Source organism: Pararhodobacter marinus, from assembly GCF_003122215.1.
Taxonomy (GTDB): domain Bacteria; phylum Pseudomonadota; class Alphaproteobacteria; order Rhodobacterales; family Rhodobacteraceae; genus Pararhodobacter; species Pararhodobacter marinus.
The window spans coordinates 42,824-60,789 of sequence record NZ_QEYD01000002.1 but is presented as its reverse complement, the minus strand read 5'-3'; the positions used below and the strand labels follow the sequence as shown (position 1 = coordinate 60,789).

Genomic DNA, 17,966 nt, shown 5'->3' with positions numbered 1-17,966 from the left:
GCGAATGTCATTCCGCGGCGACCATGTGCCGCGCCTCGTCCTCGTCTTCGGTCGGATCTTCCTCTTTCTCACCATCCGCGGTCAGGAAGTCCGGCAGATCGTCCGTCTCCGTTTCGACACTTGCGGCGGTGTCAGCTTCGGGACCGGGATCGTCCATGCGCAGCGGTTCGGGCAACCAGCCGGTCTCGGCCAGCAGGCGTTCGGCCTCCTTCGCCATGTCGCCCTTCTTCAGGTGGTCGATGAGCTGGGTCGCCCGTTCGCCCGCACCCTCGCGCACCGCCTCGATGATGCGCGGCTTGGTCACGCGGCCAAGATAGTTGCCGACGGTCGGCCGCCAGCCAACGGCCACCATGTCGAGGCCGGTCGCCCGCGCCAGCCGGTCGGCCTGGGACAGACGCACATCCAGCCCGTGCTGGCTGACACCCATGCCGCTATAGGGGTTGGGCTTCTCGTAAAGCGCATTGACACCGAAGCTCACGCAATGGGCGAGCAGTTCCATGCGGGTCTCGTCGTCGTGACCCTCCAGCCAGTCCCAGAGCGCCCCGTCATCGGCCGGGATGTGATCGCCCCAGCGTTCGTGCCGCTCGGTGATGGACCGGGCCGAGGCGCTCTCGCCCAGATCCTCCGCCTGCGCCGGGAAGTGAACCTCCCGGACATGGGCTTCAAGACAGCCCTTGGTGGACTGTGGCAGGAAGCAATCCGTGGCCGCGGTTCGCAGCACGGCGGATCGACCGCCGTGCGCAGTCCGCGCACTGGGTGGGGAGCGTGCGGCCGCAATATGCGAGCTACTCGCTGGAGATCCGCTATGAGGTCGGCTCGTTCCCAGAGGTGCGGGTGCTCTCACCCGAACTGGTCCGGTTGCCCGGCAATTCCGAGGGGCAACTGCCCCACGTCTATCCGCCGGCGGAGGATCCCACCATTTGCCTGTTCGACCCCCGCGAAAGGGAATGGACAGCGGCGATGACAATCGCGAGCACGACCGTCCCTTGGGCGCTCGACTGGCTCGCTTGCTACGAACTTTGGTTGATGACCGGGCGTTGGACTGGCGGGCGGACGCCACGCCGGACAGGACCTCGGCGAGGCAAGGGAGACAGAAGGATGAACCATGTTCCGCCGCGACGATCGGACGGCACCATTCAGCACGCCCGTCTGAAGCAGCCGTGGCCCCAGGGCCGCCCGTTCCGGATTCTCTCCATCGACGGTGGAGGCATTCGCGGCGTCTTCCCCGCAGCGGTGCTGGCCGAAATCGAAAGCCGCTTCCTGGGCGGCGCTTCCATCACCAATCACTTCGACATGATCGCCGGCACCTCAACCGGCGGTATCATCGCGCTCGCCCTTGCTCACGGAATGACTGCCCGACAGGCGTTGAACATCTATCTTGAGCGCGGCGAGCGCATCTTTCCGCCGGCGGCTGGGCTCGGCAAGGTGTCGAGGGTGCTGCGCTGGACGTTCAAACCGAAGCACGACCAGGCCGCTCTCAAGGAGGAATTGCTGCGGATCTTTGGTGACAAGGTGCTCGACGATGCCGCCACACGCCTAGTAATCCCCAGCTTCGAAGGGCGTCACGGCGAGCCGTTCCTTTACAAGACCCCGCACCACCCGGACTACCAGAAGGACCGCCACAAGAAGTTCGCGCATGTCGCGCTCCACACAACTGCGGCCCCGTCCTATTACCCCGGCGTCGAGGACGACGGCTACATCATGATCGATGGCGGCATCTGGGCCAACAATCCGGTCATTAACGCCCTGGTCGATGCCCTTGCCTGTTACGACATTGCGCGCGAGGACGTGCGTATCCTGAGCCTGGGAACGGGTGAGTCCACTTTCACAGTGGATGAGCGGGCGCGCAACGGCGGTATCAAGGATTGGGCGTTCCTGCGCTCTTTCAATGCAGCCGCCCGCGCACAGTCCCGAAATGCACTCGGCCAAGCCTATCTGCTCGTGGGTAAGAACAATGTCACGCGGATCGATGTACCGGAAAGCGACGCACCGATAGCGATGGATGACGTGCAGCGCTCGGTCCGGGAGCTGCCGCTTATGGCACGCAGTCTCGTCGAAAGCGCCGGGCATCATATCGAGCGGGTGTTTCTCGACGGCGCGGTCGAGCAGTTCATCCGTTGCCCGATGACGTAGATGTCTATCGGGCACACATCCCTACCGGGCTGTGAGCAAACGACAGGCGAGCTCGCGCTCGCCCCAGCGGGTCGAGAAGGTGTCGGAGACCTCGAACCAGGAACCGTCGTTGCCCATGCCATGATTGGCGCCCATGCAGGAGCACTGGCATTCGTGCCCCCGAGCTTCCTGGCAGGCCCGCGCGCAGATCTCCTGCTCGCGAAAGGGTTGGATAATGTAGACCTTGCCGTAGCGCCGCAACGCCCGATCGACGAAGTCGTTGAACCAGGATTTCGGCAGCTCCCAATAGGCTTGATTTCCACCGATCCACTCCGGTGCCGTTCGCCGGCCGTTCCGCAGCCATTGCCGGTTGTCGTCGGCAAATGGCAGTCGCACCCGAAGCTTCTCGCCACGCCCGGTCCGGCGCAGCACGACCGGCGTTGATTTCTGCTTCCAGACGTAATTGAGGGTGAGCCGATCCATGGATGCCTTCTTCAGATCACCGACCGCCGCGTCAGGCTCGGCCAAGATTTCGTCCTAGTTCGACCTTCGCCGATGAGCGGTGTCCATATTCCCGATTTTCATGTCGACAATGGAGGGCTACCACACCACGGTTTCAACTAACGGACCAGACCGAAGCCGAACGACGGTGGCTCTATGACGAAAGAAGAACTGCTTGATTTGTTGCAGGCGCGCAAAGCGCTCATTGTTCATTGCTCCCGGCCTGGTAAAGCTGACGAAGGTGCAGGAGGCCTGTTTTTTCCCGATGATCTGAAGAACGCCATCGAGATCTGCGCCAACCAGGGCAAGGAGCTCAGTTGCTCGCTCATCTGGCCCGCTCATACCAACACGTTCGGCGCTATCGGTATTATCCTGTGCCCGCGTTCGACAACCTCAATCGGATCCATCAGCCCGGATGACGCCGGAACCTCCTATGATCCAGTCTCCGGCAAGAGGACAGGGGCCGGCAGCCCATTCTCGCGGCATGCGGTCGAGGAAACTTTCGCCAAGGCAAGCGACTATAACGAATGGACCGTAACGGACGCCGATACGGTCGGAGTATTCGTCAACCTCGCCGAAAGCCTGGTCGTCGCCAAGGTGGTCCCTTTCACGGAAATCCCCGGCTACGACCGGTCAATGCCTGACCCTGGCCCAATTGTCGGACAGGTTGGGCTCGCACTCGCGGATGTGATTGCCGCTTTTCCGGGTTTGCCCGTTTACGGCTTCCTTGGAACAGAGATCATCGAAATCGGTATCGACGCCGCCCGCTTCTATTCCTAATCAAGCGCATCCACGTTTCGTCGCGCCGCGTCGTCCGACACGCGAGCGAGACCCTGACGCAAGCAACGTTTCCTGCTATTTTGCCTGCGTCGGGGAGGAAACAACGTGGACACAACCAAAGATCAAGATGAGGCGGCCGAGCCGCCCACAAAGGTGAAGTCGGTCGCGGCCACTATCCTTGGCGAGTTCTTCGACACCCTGGAAAAGGAAGAAGGCTTCGGCGAAATAGCCCCCAGGCTACGCAAGGTTGTTCTCGAGGACGGCGTCTTCGCGGAACCCACGATTCGCGCCGCTCTGTTTTCGGACGCCTCATGATTCGGATCGAGAAGATACATATTAGGGAATTTCGTGGTATCCGAGAGTTGACGCTTGAGCTCAAGGGTCAGAACTTCGCCGCTTGCGGACCGAATGGGACCGGCAAGAGCGGTATCGTGGATGCGATCGAATTCGCCCTGACGGGCAACATCTCGCGCCTGGCCGGCGCCGGGACCGGAGGTCTCTCGGTCAAGGCGCACGGTCCGCACGTTGACAGCCGTAACAAGCCTGAGGCGGCGTCGGTCACACTCGACGTTACCATCCCCTCTCTTGGGAACAAGAAGGCCCAGATCCGGCGCACTGTGAAATCGGCGAATGCGCCGGAGATCAAGCCCGCCGACAAGGACGTCATCGGCGCATTCGAGAGCGTCAACCTTCACCCGGAGTTCGTGCTCTCGCGCCGCGAGCTGATCCGGTACGTCCTCTCCGAGCCGGGACAGCGCTCGAAAGAGGTCCAATCGCTCCTGCGCCTCGACGACATTGAGAAGTTGCGGGGCGTGCTGCAGAAGATCGCCAACGCCAGCAGCAAGGACCTTCCGGGGTTGGAGCGCGGAGAGAAGGATGCCACCACCAACCTTCTCGCCGTACTCGACTCAGCCCAACTTACCAAGAATTCTGTCCTCGAGGCAGCCAATCCGCGCCGAGAACTGCTCGGCCTCCCGCCGTTGACCGACCTCGACGCCAACACCTCGGTCAAGGACGGGCTGACCACGGCCAACGCCAACGCACCCGGCCGCGTGCCGAAGGTGCAGGCTGCCGCCGATCTTGCGACATTGCGAGAAGCGCTCCACGCGCTCCAGACAGAGCCATTCAAGCAAGCATGCTCAACCGCTGACGCCAACGCCGCGGAGCTCGGAAAGGATGCCGAGAGCCTCAACAGCCTATCACGCGAATCCCTCCTGACATCGGCGCTGGAGCTGTATGACGGGGCCGCTTGCCCGGTGTGCGACACGCCGTTCGAGCCCGACGACTTCACGGGTCACTTGGCCGGAAAGCTGGCGCACCTTGAAGATGTGAGCAAAAGGCGCGTTGCGCTCGAAACTGAACTGAAGCCGATCCTCGACGCTCGTCATGCCGCAGGCACGGCCTTGAACACCATGATCGATCACGCCAGTCTGTTTTCGCCGAAGATCGACGCCACCGCGCTTGCCGAATTCAGGACCGTTCTCCGTGGACGATACCAGCAACTGCAACAGCTCCTGCCGCTTAACGACACGCGCGCCATCTTGTCGTCGGCTCACAACGTCCCGGACATGGAGCCAACTTTGGCCGCGCTTGCGGCCGCGATTGCCGAAATACCGGAACCCTCCAAGCAGGACGCCGCGCGCGACTTCCTGGTCCTCGCGCAGGAGCGGCTTGCGATCTACCGAACCGCGCGGCTGAAGCACGCGGCCGGTAAAGTCCGCGCGGAACGCGCCACGAAGGTCTTCAGCAGCTATGGCGCCCTGACGACGACCGCGCTCGAGAAAATCTACAAGGACGTCGAGACCGCCTTCGCCAGCTACTACCGTAAGATCAACGAGGACGATGAGAAGGCATTCACGGCAAAGCTGATGCCCTCGATCGGTAAACTCGGCTTCGACGTGGACTTCTATGGTCGCGGCCACTTCCCACCGGGCGCGTATCACAGCGAGGGTCATCAGGACGGAATGGGTCTTTGCCTGTACCTCGCGCTGATGAACCATCTGCTCGGTGCGAATTTCACATTCGCGGTCCTCGACGACGTGCTCATGTCGGTCGACGCCGGCCACCGGCGTCAGGTCTGCACGCTGCTCAAGGAAATATTCCCGAACACGCAATTCATCTTCACGACGCATGACGAGATCTGGCTTCGCCACATGAAGTCGGAGGGTCTAATCAAAGACCGCAACTTCGCCCACTTCCGGACGTGGACGGTGGAATTTGGACCTACAGAGTGGGATGATCGGGATGTCTGGGCCGAGCTCGAAGGGTACCTTGCCAAGAACGACGTTCGGGCCGCCGCCGCTCTCCTGCGGCACTACCTTGAGCACTTCGCCAAGGAGGCATGCGATCGCCTGCGCGCCAATGTTGAATTCCGGGGCGACGCACAATTCATGCTCGGCGATCTACTCCCGAACGCGACCGGTACGCTGGGCGATCTGCTGAAAAAGGCCAAGGTCGCCGCGAATTCCTGGAACCAGAAGGAGGTCGTCGAGCGGATAAGCGCCATCGAGGTTGCCTTCGGAGTCGCCAAGACCAACACTGGATACGAAACCTGGCAGATCAACACGGCCGTCCACTTCAACGAATGGGCAGATCTCAAGAAAGAGGACTTCGCCCCAGTGGTCTCCGCGTTCCGGGGTTTCACCGGCGCGTTCGGCTGCGAAACCTGCAACGAGATGTATTTCGTCGCACCCGACCGCGGCAAAAAGGAAGCCTTGCGGTGCGGATGCGGCACCCTGAACCTGAATCTCCTACAGAAAAGCGGCTAGTTGCCGCCGACAAATGGTTTCTCCAATTGGTCTCGCCATTCATCGATCCCCCATTTCCCGGGAGCGCCACCGGCTGCTGCGATATCAGGCTCGCTCATTTGTATCACTTTGGCCTGCATCGGTCTTCTCCTGGTCTTCTGACTCGGCCAACGCTGCTATTTCTTCGTTGATTTCACTTAACCGGCTTTGAAGTGTGGGACGATCCGCGACCTTTGTTTCACGGGATGAGCCAGGCGCACCCGACAATACGCCGACAATCTGATCACGCTCGTCCTCGAGGTTACGCAGGCGCTCGGCATCACCACGGGCCTGCTCGTCCAATCTGCGTTTCGCCTCCTCATCAGCGAGCAGGCTCACCTCCACCTGACCGAGGTTTTCCTTGATTTCAGGATGCCGCTCAGCGGCGAAACGAAGAAACTGGCTGAATTCGTATATGTGGAAATCCTGCCCACTCTCAGCCTTGAACTCCTCGATCAGCTCCGGACGTGGACCAAGTTTCCGTCCCTTATGAATCCACCACCAGTCCTCCTTCACATCGTCGGAAATGAATATGATGGGGCGGCCCTCGGCCTTCGCCGTCGCCATCATCTCCTTCCAGATGATCAGATCACCGAACTTATCCAGATCACCAGAATCCTTCTTCGCGTCCTTATAGCCAGGCGGGATTTTCCGGTTGTAGCGATCATCTCCTTCCCTTTTGATCGCGGTGAACTGCTCCGGCTTTCGCAGGGACTCAAGGTCCGCGTATTCCCAGAACCGCCCCTCCTTGATGACCGGCTTGTGGTCGGGCACATCCCTATTCGCCATGCGCCGGGCGATGGTCTCCTTCTCGCCATCCTCCAGCTCTTCATAGAGCTCCACACCGGACACCTCTGCCATTGTGGGAATGGCCCGCGCGATGTCGCCAAGCACCGAGGTCGCCAGGGCGATTATTTCCTGGGGATCCAGCCTTGTATCGACACAGTATTGCCGTCTGAAATCAGCGAGGACTCCCGCGACAGACGGGTCCTGCGATTGCCCCCTTAGAAACTCGACCGTGCGATGCGTGAGTTCCGTCAAGAGACCATCAAGCGGCGTCATTGTGGTTGACCGAAACACGTCGTGCGCAGCGTCAACGAGGAAACCATAGGTTCTCGTGGCGACATCATCGAGCTTCAGCACCCACGGAAGACCGCTCGGTAAGTCCGGATCATCCGGCTCCACCGCATATGCCTGGACGTCGTATTCGACCCGGAAAGTCGGATGAACGTATTTCCTTGAGAGCTCATACAACTGATGACGAACGGGCGGAGGTGGTGGTGCTGGAGGCTCCGGCTCAGGCTCACTCTCAGGCGGGGTGCCCTCCCCATCCGCCGGCGTCGCGTCGTCGTCGACAAAGCCCGCCGGAAGAGGCGTCTCGCCGGCATCGCACGGCGTGTCCCCCAAAACCTCCTTATCCTGCTCCTGGACAAGCTGCCACCAGCGCTCATCCGTCAGATAGTCCGGGTCATCGGCCTCGAAGAGCTCCGCCATCTGCTGCGCTCGATCGTTGTCACGGACAACGAGCACGCGCGACCACAATCCGTTTTTTCCCTGCGGACTGGAGCGCCGGAAGGCCTGATATAGCCGGTACAGCGGGCTGTCGTTGCCCGCGTATCCACGCTGCTTGGCCACGATCGGACGAAGCGGCCCATCGCCCCGCACGATGCGCACCATCTCATTCCATGCCGGATCATCGCGCTCGAATCTGTCCTTCGTGTAACTGACACGACAATGATCGATATGAATCTCGCCGACGAAACGGCCTCGGTTCCGCTGATCGTCCGTGGGGTACTCGACCTCCGGTGTCTCGCCGTCACTCCAAGAGAAGAGATCCTTGTTCGAGATCTCGATCTTTCGGCCATTCCGGATGAAGTCGATCCCGAACTCGGTGTTGTGCAGATACCGCTGCAAGCCAATCCAGCCGTGAATCCGCCTTTCCGTTTCGACGATCTGGCAACTCGGGCTTCCTGTGGGGCATTTCTCCTCGCTCGGCGCCAAAGTGCGCATGCAATGAGTGCAATATCGCCGTGGCGCCAACTTGACGTCGATCATCTCGACGGCGCGCGCGACCGTTCCATCCGGATACGAAACAGTACGTTCCTCGTTCCACACGCAATGCCGGCGCGGCGACAGCCGGCTGCCGCCAACCATCAACCGGATCTTTCCGGCCTCGGACTTACCAAGCAAGGAGGAATAGGCCCGCGAAAGATGCTTACGGATGGTCTTCTGGTTGTTGCTTCTCGCCAAATAGGCTCGTTGATCCGGCTTAAGCCCGGTGATCACAATCGAGGTGCCATGAGCATTGTGATCCGGTTTAGCCCGGGTTTGCCTGGGAACCTTGAAATTTCCGGTGGCGCGCAGATCGTTCAGATCGATCCGGACTCCCACCTCCTCTGGGTCACCCGCCCGGCTGGTCCAAACCTCGGTCACAAGCCCAAGTCGCGCGGTCGCGATGTTGAAGCCCATGCCGAACAGACCGAGACTTGAAAGAGGACTGTTTCCCGACCAGCCAGCCTTCACCGCGTTCTCAAGAAGCTCGAACGACATACCCGGCCCGTTGTCCTTGACAACAACACGGGCGTCCTCGTTATCCGCCGTGGGAAGGCTCACGCCTATCTCCGGAGCATCAACCGGGGATCCCGAGCGGGCGGCATGCAGAAATCCGTCAATGGAATTGTCTATAAGCTCCGCCAGGCAACGCCATTGGTGAAGGTTGATCTCGCCCAGCATTTGTAGGACCCTCGGGTCCGGCGTGAGATCGAAGTCCTGGTTCATTTCCTCACCTGTCCTTGCCTTCCGCCAAGCGCGCCCTGACGATATCCCGCACCTCGTCGGCGAGCTGTCCCAATTGACCTGACTTGGTCTGACACTCCCAAACCTCGATCACCGCCCAGCCCAGTTCCTCCAGCTCCGCCCGAATCCTTTCGTCGCGCGCGCGATTCCCCTCCAGCTTGGGCCGCCAGAATTCCAGTCTCGACTTCGGCATGCGCGCGAGCTTGCACGCCGGGTCCGGATGCTGGTGCCAGAAGCAACCGTGAACAAACACGACGACGCGGGCACGTGGGAAAACGATATCTGGCTTGCCCGGGAGCCCCTTCGCGTGCAGCCTATATCTCAGCCCGGCGGAATGCAGCGCGCGGCGCACCCGCATCTCTGGCTTCGTGTCGCGCGCCCGAATACGCGCCATCTGGGCGCTGCGCGCAGTCCGCGTATCACTCGTCGTCAGCACCACCAGCCTCGTCTGGTTGAGGCCCCTCCACGTCGTCACCAACCGGGGGAGTATGTGATTCAATCGCCGCGTCCTCCTGTCGGAAGCCCTCCAGCATTTCCTCCAGCAACGCGGCATGATCCCGGCGAACCGGCACCCTTTCCAGGGTTTCCGCTATTCGCTGCCCGATTTGGTCAGGCGTTAGCGAGTCCACCAAACGCTCATCAAGTGCCCAAGCGCGGCCGGGATGCACGACATCCCATGGCGAGCGTTTGTTCGCCCTGGTCTTGGCGGCGTCCCCGTGCTTGCTCATGCCCCAGCAAGCCTTGGTCTCCGAGTTCCATATCGGCCAGAATGTTCGAATGAGATGCTTTTCGGCGACCAGTTGAGCGTTCGTCGCGCAGACCAGCCTCCTGCAAACGAAATCACGCAGATGAATCGGCGACAAATGCGCCGGCAATTGATCGGCGTAGGCCTCAGCGGTTCCGATGGTGCCGGCATGCTCCAGGAGCCGCGCCGTCAGCTTGGCGCCCTGCTCCCGCGCCGTGCTCGCGTCATGATTGGCTGGGTCTGCCTTTCCCACGTAAATGGGCGTCTCGGATCCCGAGATGCTGGCGTAGAGTGGATGCTCGCCGCGATAGTAGATCGCGTACACCCCCGAGCCATAGGCGGGCTGGATATCCTCGAGCGCGATCAACGGCTGAGCCAGAAGCGCTATCGAGACCATCCGGCCAATCGCCTTCGGGTCCGCGGGATCAAAGGTCGCGCGCGGCATTCGGATCGGATCGGTGGATGAGCGCGCCGCCTCGACGGCCTCCGCGTGCGCGGCGAGCCCGTCACGAATACGCCGAACAACAGCCGGAGGAGGATTATCCCCGGCGGCGGCCAGCACCGCCTCCAGCGCCTTCTCCAGCTCATTGATCGCTGTCCGATCCGGCGAACGCACCATAAATTAGGCCTCCCGGTTTGCCGATACGAGGTCTCTCGGTCGCGATTCGCCCCCGGCTGTTTACATCGGCAATACTATGCCGCCTTCCGATTTGAATCCAATTCGCCCGGCCGTTGCTTGTTGATCATTCCGGAAAGCCATCTTCCAGCCGCCGCTCCAAGCTGCGCCGGTACCGCGTTTCCGAGTTGACGCATGCTCTCCGTCCAAGAGCGCGGAAACTCATAATCATCCGGCAAGCCGACCAGACGCGCCGCCTCACGAGTGGTGAAGTAGCGAACCGAGCCGTCATCGCGAACCATCATGTTCTCACCGCCGGGCACGCCATGGTCGCCAGCCTTCAATGCCTTCGCCGGCAGATCCAGTGGGCTCCCCGTATGTCCGGGATAAACCTTCGCCCCCGGCTGAAACACATGGTTTCCAACACCATTCGGATCACCCAGGTCGGCAAGGGCGTCGCGAACCGTCACCCAGGGCAACCCCTTGGGCTCCCGACCCTCGCGTCTCAAGGCCGCCACCCTCGTCTGGTCCTGCCGCAATTGCGGCTCGGCTCGGACCTTGAGGCCGTGACGCTCCCAGTATTCTCCCGTCACATACTGATCCCAGAGCAATTTGTCGCGGGAATGGGACGGGGTCATTGGCAGCGGATCCACAGCCATGTCGGCGCGAATACCAAAAATGAGCACGCGATGCCGGATTTGCGGCGCGCCGAAGTCAGCAGCGTTCACAAGCTGCCACACCACCCGATATTCCGGCTTCGCTCGTGACGCGAGCAGCCGCTCGAGATGCTCATCGTGCGTCTCGTTGGTCTTACGCTGTATCGAGGGTCGCTCGAGATGCGCGAGTATCCAATCGAGATAAGGCCGGAAACGCGGCCCGGAAATATTTCGCACGTTCTCGAAAAGGAAGGATCGTGGCTGCGCTTCCCGCACCGCGCGAATCGCCTCCGGCCACATGTCACGGCTATCCGCCTGGCCCAGCTTTTTTCCGCCAATCCCGAAGGGCTGACAAGGTGGACCGCCCGAGACCGCGTCCAGAGCGCCAAACGCGCTCCAGTCGATTTCCCGAACGTCCTGGAGATTCATCGGCCACGCATGGACATGCTCAACGCCATTGGCCTTGTTGTGCAGAACGGTCGCCACCGCGTCCCGGTCGAATTCAGCCATGTGGCGATGCTTGAAACCAGCTTGGGACATTCCCAAAGCAAGTCCGCCGCATCCGGCGAAGAGTTCAGCGCTTTCCATCCTCGCCCCTTTCCAGCTCGAGCGGGAGCATTGGCCCCCCAGCGGCTTCTTCCAAATAACGCTCGACCGCGCGACGGACGAGCCAGGCGACCTTCACCCCCTGCGACTTGGCAAGGCGATCAAGCTCGGCCTTCTGCGTCCTGGTCAAAGTCGTGGTAACGCGCTCGGCGTCCTTACCATCTTTGCCCACTTGAGACCTCCGCGGTGATCCGCAGCATTCCGCGGCGCACCGCCACATTGCCCCAAGCGCTCCTAAATAGCAAGGTAGCAGATGAAAGTGAACAAATAAAGAACATACGGCCGGCGACCCACTTGCGAGAGAGCGAGGGGATAGCCTCTAAACAACTTAGATGCACATTTTGCCACTTCGTCGTGTGACTCCCGATGGGCCGCGAATTCGCCGAGGTGCCCAGGCCCAAGTCCTCACGTGGAACAGCGACGCCGCGAGCGAGTTGCCGAGATCGGAACCCTACTCCAGCTTATCCGGTGGAGCACGACCGCAGTTCACGGTGCCCTGCTGGTTAATGAGATCGGTCTGAATTGCAGAGCAAGGCCCCGAAAATTGAGGCCCTAGACTGCATTAGAGCGCTGTGGCGTACTCCTTCGCGCGAACGAAAAGGAAATAATACAAGAACCTTCGTGTGCAAAATTTGCACACAAACGAACGCAAGTCATTGATATTTATAATTAATATTTCCATTCCATCACTGGATGAACGGCAACCGCGCGGCAAACTTGGCAGCGCCGCGGCAACCTGACCAGCGAGCCCAAATCGTGGAATTTCGAGGTTAATGGCGCACCCATCAGGATTCGAACCTGAGGCCTTCGCCTTCGGAGGGCGACGCTCTATCCAGCTGAGCTATGGGTGCGCAGTAGAACCGTCAGGCCCTGACTGCTTACGCAGTGCTTACGCGACTTCTCCAGCCTTTAAATCGAAAAACGATCTGCTCGGCAAGAGTTTGGTATCACGTATCTTTCTTAGTCCTATTCATCACGGCATCCCCTTGACATCAGCCTTCGGAGGGCAGCGCTCTATCCAGCTGAGCTATGGGTGCAGCGCAGCCCTCGTATAGGGGAAAGGTCCGGGGGCTGCAATCGGTGTTTTTCGCTTCGGGCGGGGTTTGGTGAGACGGCCCCGCCGTCCCCCCGCGCGCGCCGTCAGGGGCCGGCCGGGGTCAGGCAAAGAGCTCGTGACAGAACTCCAGCCCCTCGACCAGCGCGTCGACCTCGGCGCGGGTGTTATAGAGCGCGAAGGACGCGCGACAGGACGCATTGATGCCCAGATGCTCCATCAGCGGACCGGTGCAATGCTGGCCTGCGCGCACGGCGATGCCCTTCTTGTCCAGCACGGTCGAGATGTCATGCGCATGGGCGCCGTTGCTCATGGTGAAGCTGAAGATCCCGCCCTTGCCCGGCGCGTTCCCCTGGATGTTGAGCCAGTTCAGCCCCGACAGGCGCTCGTGGGCATAGGCGCACAGATCGCGCTCATGGGCGGCGATGGCCTCCATCCCCAGCCCGGTCATGTACTCGATCGCCACGCCCATGCCGATCTGCTGCACGATGCCGGGGGTACCGGCCTCGAATTTGTGCGGCGGATCGTTATAGGTCACCGCGTCGCGGGTGACTTCGCGGATCATGTCGCCGCCACCGATGAAGGGGCGCATCTCGGCCTGACGCTCGCGGCGGATATAGATCGCGCCGGATCCCGAGGGACCATAAAGCTTGTGGCCAGTGATCGCGTAGAAATCGACGCCCAGATCCTGCACGTCGACCGGCATGTGCACCGCGGCCTGGCTGCCATCGGCCAGGACCGGGACCCCGCGTTCGCGGCATCCGGCGGCGATCGTCCTGATATCGACGACCGTGCCCAGCACGTTGGACATATGCGTCACCGCGACCAGCTTCGTGCGCGGCGTGAGGGCGTCAAGCACGCGCTGGGGATCGAGCGAGCCGTCGGCCTCGGGCTCGACCCAGACCAGCTTCACGCCCTGCCGCTCGCGCAGGAAATGCCAGGGCACGATATTGGCGTGATGCTCCATGACCGAGAGCACGATCTCGTCACCCGCCTGCAGGCGCGGCGCGGCCCAGCCATAGGAGACGAGGTTGATCCCCTCGGTCGTGCCCGAGGTATAGAGGATCTCGTCCTCATGCGCGGCGTTGAGGAAGCGCTGCACGACCCCGCGCACGGCTTCGTACTTGTCGGTGGCGAGGTTCGACAGGAAATGCAGGCCGCGATGGACATTGGCGTATTCCTGAGAATAGGCCTGCGTGATCGCGTCGATCACCACTTGCGGCTTCTGGGCCGAGGCGCCGCTGTCCAGGTAGACCAGCGGCCGGTCGTTGACCTTGCGCGACAGGATCGGGAAATCGCGCCGCACCGTATCGACGTCAAACATTGCTTACCTCCGGGGGTGCGAATCCGAACAGCAGAAGGATCATCGACAGCACGAAGCTGAGGATGACGAAGGTCATCATCCCGCCCATCAGCACCGCGATGCGCGAGGAAAAGCCATGCACCGCGCAGATATAGCCGACAAGGATCCAGATCGTCGCCGCGACCGAGGCCACGCCGACGGGAATGTTGAGAACGGGCAGGAACAAGAGCGTGACGATCTGCACCAGAAGCAGCCCGGCGGTGAGGATCTGCAGCCAGCCGACCAGCCAGAGGACATCGGCAAAACGCCCCTTGCCGCCAAAGCCCTGCCCCACCAGCGTGATCGCGGCGATGACGATGACGTTCATCACCCCCTGCGTCAGCGCGAAGGCAAAGGGGGACGGCATCAGCTCGGTCTCGCCGGTCAGGACCGGCAATGTGTAGAGCATCACCACCGAAACCAGCACGGCGGCAAGCAGCAGCATCCAGCGGGTGGACATTTGCGGGCTGCGCGTCAGCAATTGCCGGCCGCCCTCGACCGGGTCGGTCAGGGACAGGATCAGCATCGCGGGATAAGTGGCGGGCGCGGTCATGACCCCTCGTAGGGCGCGGGGGCGCGGCCTTCAAGCGAAACGCGCAGCCCGGCGATGAGATTGGCAAAGAAGGCCAGCGCCGCCGGCACGAAGGCCAGCGCCGCCTGCGGGCCGGGACCGATCATCCCCGCCGCCAGCCCCTGCAGCAGCATCAGCGGGCTGGCCACCAGCACCGCCCAGAACACCGCCAGCCGCACGGCAAAGGTATCGACCGGGCCGGTCAACCGCAGCATCAGCGCCAGCAGCCCCGCCAGCGCGTAGAACACCAGCGGCGCCACGAAGACCCAGGCGAACAGCGCGCCCGCCATCAGCGCTTCAAGCGGGATCGTGTCGTCGAGATGCGCCTCGCGCGCCAGCCGGGGCCATTGCGCGACGAAGATCAGCGCGCAGCCGATGATCAGGTAGACGAGAATGCGCGCCTCGCGGCGCGCCTCGCCCGGACGGCCCGCCTGCCGCCGCAACACGGTGCGCGGACGGCGATAGCTGGCAAGGATGTCGGTGGTCAGCGCCATGGCTCAGTGCGAATGCTTCTCGAGCCAGCGGCGCAGACGCAGGCGCATGTCCTCGGCGATATGGTCGTTCGAGATTTCATCCAGCGTCTCGGCCAGGAAGGCCAGCACCAGAAGCAGCTTCGCCTCTTCCTCGGACACCCCGCGCGAGCGCAGGTAGAACATGTGGTCCGGGCTGATCTCGCCCGAGGTCGAGCCGTGCGAGCATTTCACGTTGTCGGCGTAGATCTCGAGCTCGGGCTTGGCGAGGAACTGGCAATTCTCGTCCATAAGCAGAGACTGGCTCAGCTGGTAGCCGTCGGTCAGCTGCGCGGCCTGCTCGACCAGGATCTTGCCCTGGAACACGCCCACCGCGCCGTCGCGCAGCACCTTCTTGTAGACCTGACGGCTTTCGCAGCCCGGCGCCTCATGGGCGATGAAGACGGTGTCGTCGTGGTGGAACGTGCCGTCCCCCATCGCCGCGCCCGCCAGATGGGCCGAACCGCCCTCGCCCGTCAGCCAGACCATGGCCTCGTTGCGCATGAGCCGGCCATTCATCGACAGCGAGAAGGATTTGAACAACCCGCCCTTGCCCACGCGGGCGAACAGGTTGGTCACGCCCTTGCGTTCGTGGTCGCGGCCCATGGTGCGCACATGGTGCAGCACGGCCCCGTCGCCGATCTCGGCTTCCAGACACATGGACGACCGCGCCGCGACCGGCCCGTTTTCCAGAAGCGTCAGTTCGGCGCCCGCTTCCAGCTTCACCACGTGATGCAGCACCGCGGTGGCGGATTCGGACTTGCGGTAATAAGCCAGCGAGACCGGGCGCGAGACCTTGCCGGTCACGCGGATCAGCACGCCGTCACGGGCCTGCGCGGTATTGAGCGCGGCCAGCGGGCGCGCGACGGGCTTCTGCCCCTTGGCTTCCAGCGCGCCGTAGAGATCCTTGGCCCAGTGGATATCGCCCGCTTCGGCCAGCCGCGTGATCTCGAGCCCCTCGCCTTCCAGCGAATCAGAGGCTTCGGCATCGAACACGCCATCGGTGAAGACCAGCTTCAGCCGGTCGATGCCCTGATACATGGGCGGCTCGTCGGTGATCCGGAACACCTCGGCCGCGCGGACCTCCTGGGCGATCAGCCGCTCGGGATTGGTGTAGCCCCAGTACTCGTCGCGCCGGTCGGGCAGCGTCAGCTCGGCCACGCGGGACATCGCGTCCTTGCGCAGACCCGTCAGCCATGCCGGGCCCTCTGGCAGCGTCAGCGTCTCCAGATAGGCCGCGGTCGAGGCCTGTCGCGCCTCGCGCCGGGCCGCGCGGGGGGATTTGGCAGCGGCGGTGGTCATGCCTGCACCTCGGCGAGGATGTCGGCATAGCCGTTCTTCTCGACCTCGAGCGCCAGTTCCGGGCCGCCCGACTTGACGATCCGCCCGGCGGCCATGATGTGCACGACGTCGGGTTTGATATGGTCCAGAAGGCGCTGGTAGTGGGTGATGACCAGAAACGCCCGATCCGGCGCACGCAGCGCGTTCACGCCGTCCGAGACCAGCTTCATCGCGTCCACGTCCAGACCCGAATCCGTTTCGTCCAGAATGCACATCTTGGGTTCCAGCATCGCCATCTGCAGGATCTCGTTGCGCTTTTTCTCACCGCCCGAGAAGCCCACATTGACCGGGCGCTTCAGCATCTCGGCGTCGATCTTCAGATCCTTGGCCTTGGCACGCACCAGCTTGAGGAAATCGCCCGAGCTGATCTCGGCTTCGCCGCGCGCCTTGCGCTGCGCGTTGAGCGCGGTGCGCAGGAAGGTCATGTTGCCCACGCCCGGGATCTCGACCGGGTACTGGAAGGCCAGGAACAGGCCGCGCGCGGCGCGCTCTTCGGGCTCGGCATCGAGCAGATCCTCGCCATCGAGCGTGGCGGTGCCGTCGGTCACTTCGTAACCGTCGCGGCCCGACAGAACGTAGCTGAGCGTCGACTTGCCCGAGCCGTTCGGCCCCATGATCGCGTGAACCGAGCCGGGCTCGACCGTCAGGCTCAGACCCTTCAGGATCTGCTTGTCTTCGTCTTCCAGCTTGACGTGCAGGTTGTTGATTTCCAGCATCGTATCCTCTTTCTCATTCTTCGCGCACAGGGACGGGACGCACCGTCGCGCCGCCCGGCTGCAGCAGGTAATTGGTGTGTTTCGTTTCGGCACTGAGCAGATCGACACGGTAATCCCGCGTGCCTGCCCAATGCATGAAGTCGTCGTCGCGATCCTCGCGGACCTCGATCATGATCACCGGACGGGCCCGTGCGATCAGCGCCTCCAGCCCGGCCAGAACCTCCATTTCCATCCCCTCGACATCGATCTTGACCAGATCGGGCCGCAGGTCGGGAAAGACCCCGTCGCCCCGGCGCACGATCAGATCGCCCTTGCCGGCGAACATCTTCGTGGCGCCCAGATTGCGGTCATGCTCTTTCATGCCCCAGCCGGCGCTGTCCTCGGCCCCCAGGCCGAAGCCCAGATACGACAGGTCGACCAGCCCCTGCAGCCGGTTGGCCAGCACGTTGCCCACCAGAGGCTCCAGCGCCAGCGGATTCGGCTCGACCGGGATCACGCGGGCGGCGCCGGTGAACATGGCGAAAAAGAGCGTGTGATTGCCCACATTCGCGCCGATATCCAGCACCGTGCCGCCGGGGGCCACGTGCCCGATCACCCGCGTCAGGTCCGCGCCTTCGTAAAACCGGCCCTTGCGATGGGCGCCCTGGATCGGGTCGTCCTGCATCGTCAGGCAGAACACGACGGGCCGGCCGCGCACGGTCGCATGCACCGTCTCCATCGGCGGCAGGGACAACGGCGCCCCCGCCCGCCACGCCGCCAGACGCCCGGCCATCGGCTGCGCGCGCGGGCGCTCGGCGGTATGGTCGAACCACGATGTCACGCGCAGACCCTCCCG

17 protein-coding genes and 1 tRNA gene are annotated in these 17,966 nt (G+C 62.6%); 4 read left to right on the top strand and 14 right to left on the bottom strand.

Annotated elements, in window-relative coordinates; all coding sequences use genetic code 11:
• Window positions 1-7 precede the first annotated feature (7 nt).
• On the bottom strand, window positions 8-721 hold the full coding sequence (locus tag C4N9_RS02945; RefSeq protein ID WP_425440791.1) for a hypothetical protein: 714 nt from the start codon (window positions 719-721) through the stop codon (window positions 8-10).
• On the opposite strand from C4N9_RS02945, the gene C4N9_RS02935 reads away from it, so the two are divergent.
• A complete protein-coding gene (locus C4N9_RS02935) occupies window positions 685-2,133 on the top strand; it encodes a CBASS cGAMP-activated phospholipase (RefSeq protein ID WP_483875171.1) in 1,449 nt (482 codons plus the stop codon). The genes C4N9_RS02945 and C4N9_RS02935 overlap by 37 nt on opposite strands.
• Before the next feature lie 21 nt (window positions 2,134-2,154).
• Here C4N9_RS02935 and C4N9_RS02930 read toward each other — a convergent pair whose 3' ends face one another.
• Complete coding sequence (locus C4N9_RS02930) at window positions 2,155-2,640, bottom strand: hypothetical protein (protein ID WP_245902438.1); 486 nt, start codon at window positions 2,638-2,640, stop codon at window positions 2,155-2,157.
• A gap of 129 nt (window positions 2,641-2,769) precedes the next feature.
• On the opposite strand from C4N9_RS02930, the gene C4N9_RS02925 reads away from it, so the two are divergent.
• The 3 genes from C4N9_RS02925 (at window position 2,770) to C4N9_RS02915 (ending at window position 6,161) form a co-directional block, all read left to right on the top strand.
• Complete coding sequence (locus C4N9_RS02925) at window positions 2,770-3,393, top strand: hypothetical protein (RefSeq protein WP_109531810.1); 624 nt, start codon at window positions 2,770-2,772, stop codon at window positions 3,391-3,393.
• Between the two features lie 105 nt (window positions 3,394-3,498).
• On the top strand, window positions 3,499-3,708 hold the full coding sequence (locus C4N9_RS02920) for a hypothetical protein (protein WP_109531809.1): 210 nt from the start codon (window positions 3,499-3,501) through the stop codon (window positions 3,706-3,708).
• The gene (locus C4N9_RS02915) at window positions 3,705-6,161 is read left to right on the top strand and encodes an ATP-binding protein (RefSeq protein WP_109531808.1); all 2,457 of its coding nucleotides are present in this window, start codon (window positions 3,705-3,707) and stop codon (window positions 6,159-6,161) included. Before C4N9_RS02920 ends, C4N9_RS02915 begins: the two co-directional genes overlap by 4 nt.
• Before the next feature lie 84 nt (window positions 6,162-6,245).
• On the opposite strand, the gene C4N9_RS02910 is transcribed toward C4N9_RS02915, so the two are convergent.
• From C4N9_RS02910 to C4N9_RS02855, 12 genes are all read right to left on the bottom strand, one after another.
• Complete coding sequence (locus tag C4N9_RS02910; RefSeq protein WP_210403965.1) at window positions 6,246-8,957, bottom strand: PIN-like domain-containing protein; 2,712 nt, start codon at window positions 8,955-8,957, stop codon at window positions 6,246-6,248.
• Between the two features lie 4 nt (window positions 8,958-8,961).
• On the bottom strand, window positions 8,962-9,411 hold the full coding sequence (locus C4N9_RS02905) for a very short patch repair endonuclease (protein WP_168192099.1): 450 nt from the start codon (window positions 9,409-9,411) through the stop codon (window positions 8,962-8,964).
• A complete protein-coding gene (locus tag C4N9_RS22215; RefSeq protein ID WP_245902437.1) occupies window positions 9,395-10,339 on the bottom strand; it encodes an Eco29kI family restriction endonuclease in 945 nt (314 codons plus the stop codon). The genes C4N9_RS02905 and C4N9_RS22215 overlap by 17 nt, the downstream gene beginning before the upstream one ends.
• Before the next feature lie 74 nt (window positions 10,340-10,413).
• Entirely contained in the window at window positions 10,414-11,580 is a 1,167-nt protein-coding gene (locus tag C4N9_RS02895; RefSeq protein ID WP_109531806.1) for a DNA cytosine methyltransferase, read from the bottom strand.
• On the bottom strand, window positions 11,567-11,818 hold the full coding sequence (locus C4N9_RS22470; protein WP_425440790.1) for a ribbon-helix-helix domain-containing protein: 252 nt from the start codon (window positions 11,816-11,818) through the stop codon (window positions 11,567-11,569). Before C4N9_RS22470 ends, C4N9_RS02895 begins: the two co-directional genes overlap by 14 nt.
• A 554-nt stretch (window positions 11,819-12,372) precedes the next feature.
• Window positions 12,373-12,449: transfer RNA gene (locus C4N9_RS02885), tRNA-Arg, on the bottom strand.
• Window positions 12,450-12,755: 306 nt separating this feature from the next.
• Window positions 12,756-13,976 (bottom strand): cysteine desulfurase, encoded by a 1,221-nt coding sequence (locus tag C4N9_RS02880; RefSeq protein WP_109531804.1) that lies wholly within the window; start codon window positions 13,974-13,976, stop codon window positions 12,756-12,758.
• Window positions 13,969-14,547, bottom strand: coding sequence for a YIP1 family protein (locus tag C4N9_RS02875; protein ID WP_109531803.1), 579 nt, complete (start codon window positions 14,545-14,547; stop codon window positions 13,969-13,971). The genes C4N9_RS02880 and C4N9_RS02875 overlap by 8 nt, the downstream gene beginning before the upstream one ends.
• Window positions 14,544-15,059 (bottom strand): YIP1 family protein, encoded by a 516-nt coding sequence (locus tag C4N9_RS02870; protein ID WP_109531802.1) that lies wholly within the window; start codon window positions 15,057-15,059, stop codon window positions 14,544-14,546. The genes C4N9_RS02875 and C4N9_RS02870 overlap by 4 nt, the downstream gene beginning before the upstream one ends.
• 3 nt (window positions 15,060-15,062) lie before the next feature.
• Window positions 15,063-16,376 carry a SufB/SufD family protein gene (locus tag C4N9_RS02865; protein ID WP_109531801.1) on the bottom strand — a complete coding sequence of 438 codons (1,314 nt, stop codon included), beginning with the start codon at window positions 16,374-16,376 and terminating at the stop codon, window positions 15,063-15,065.
• The gene (gene sufC, locus C4N9_RS02860) at window positions 16,373-17,131 is read right to left on the bottom strand and encodes a Fe-S cluster assembly ATPase SufC (RefSeq protein WP_109531800.1); all 759 of its coding nucleotides are present in this window, start codon (window positions 17,129-17,131) and stop codon (window positions 16,373-16,375) included. Before sufC ends, C4N9_RS02865 begins: the two co-directional genes overlap by 4 nt.
• 13 nt (window positions 17,132-17,144) lie before the next feature.
• The gene (locus tag C4N9_RS02855; RefSeq protein WP_109531799.1) at window positions 17,145-17,951 is read right to left on the bottom strand and encodes an FkbM family methyltransferase; all 807 of its coding nucleotides are present in this window, start codon (window positions 17,949-17,951) and stop codon (window positions 17,145-17,147) included.
• Window positions 17,952-17,966 lie beyond the last annotated feature (15 nt).

Coding starts and splice junctions, on each gene's coding strand:
- C4N9_RS02925 (WP_109531810.1), top strand. CDS start 2,770: ATGACGAAAGAAGAACTGCTTGATTTGTTGCAGGCGCGCAAAGCGCTC.
- C4N9_RS02915 (WP_109531808.1), top strand. CDS start 3,705: ATGATTCGGATCGAGAAGATACATATTAGGGAATTTCGTGGTATCCGA.
- C4N9_RS02910 (WP_210403965.1), bottom strand. CDS start 8,957: ATGAACCAGGACTTCGATCTCACGCCGGACCCGAGGGTCCTACAAATG.
- C4N9_RS22215 (WP_245902437.1), bottom strand. CDS start 10,339: ATGGTGCGTTCGCCGGATCGGACAGCGATCAATGAGCTGGAGAAGGCG.
- C4N9_RS02895 (WP_109531806.1), bottom strand. CDS start 11,580: ATGGAAAGCGCTGAACTCTTCGCCGGATGCGGCGGACTTGCTTTGGGA.
- C4N9_RS22470 (WP_425440790.1), bottom strand. CDS start 11,818: ATGTGGCGGTGCGCCGCGGAATGCTGCGGATCACCGCGGAGGTCTCAA.
- C4N9_RS02880 (WP_109531804.1), bottom strand. CDS start 13,976: ATGTTTGACGTCGATACGGTGCGGCGCGATTTCCCGATCCTGTCGCGC.
- C4N9_RS02875 (WP_109531803.1), bottom strand. CDS start 14,547: ATGACCGCGCCCGCCACTTATCCCGCGATGCTGATCCTGTCCCTGACC.
- C4N9_RS02870 (WP_109531802.1), bottom strand. CDS start 15,059: ATGGCGCTGACCACCGACATCCTTGCCAGCTATCGCCGTCCGCGCACC.
- C4N9_RS02865 (WP_109531801.1), bottom strand. CDS start 16,376: ATGACCACCGCCGCTGCCAAATCCCCCCGCGCGGCCCGGCGCGAGGCG.
- sufC (WP_109531800.1), bottom strand. CDS start 17,131: ATGCTGGAAATCAACAACCTGCACGTCAAGCTGGAAGACGAAGACAAG.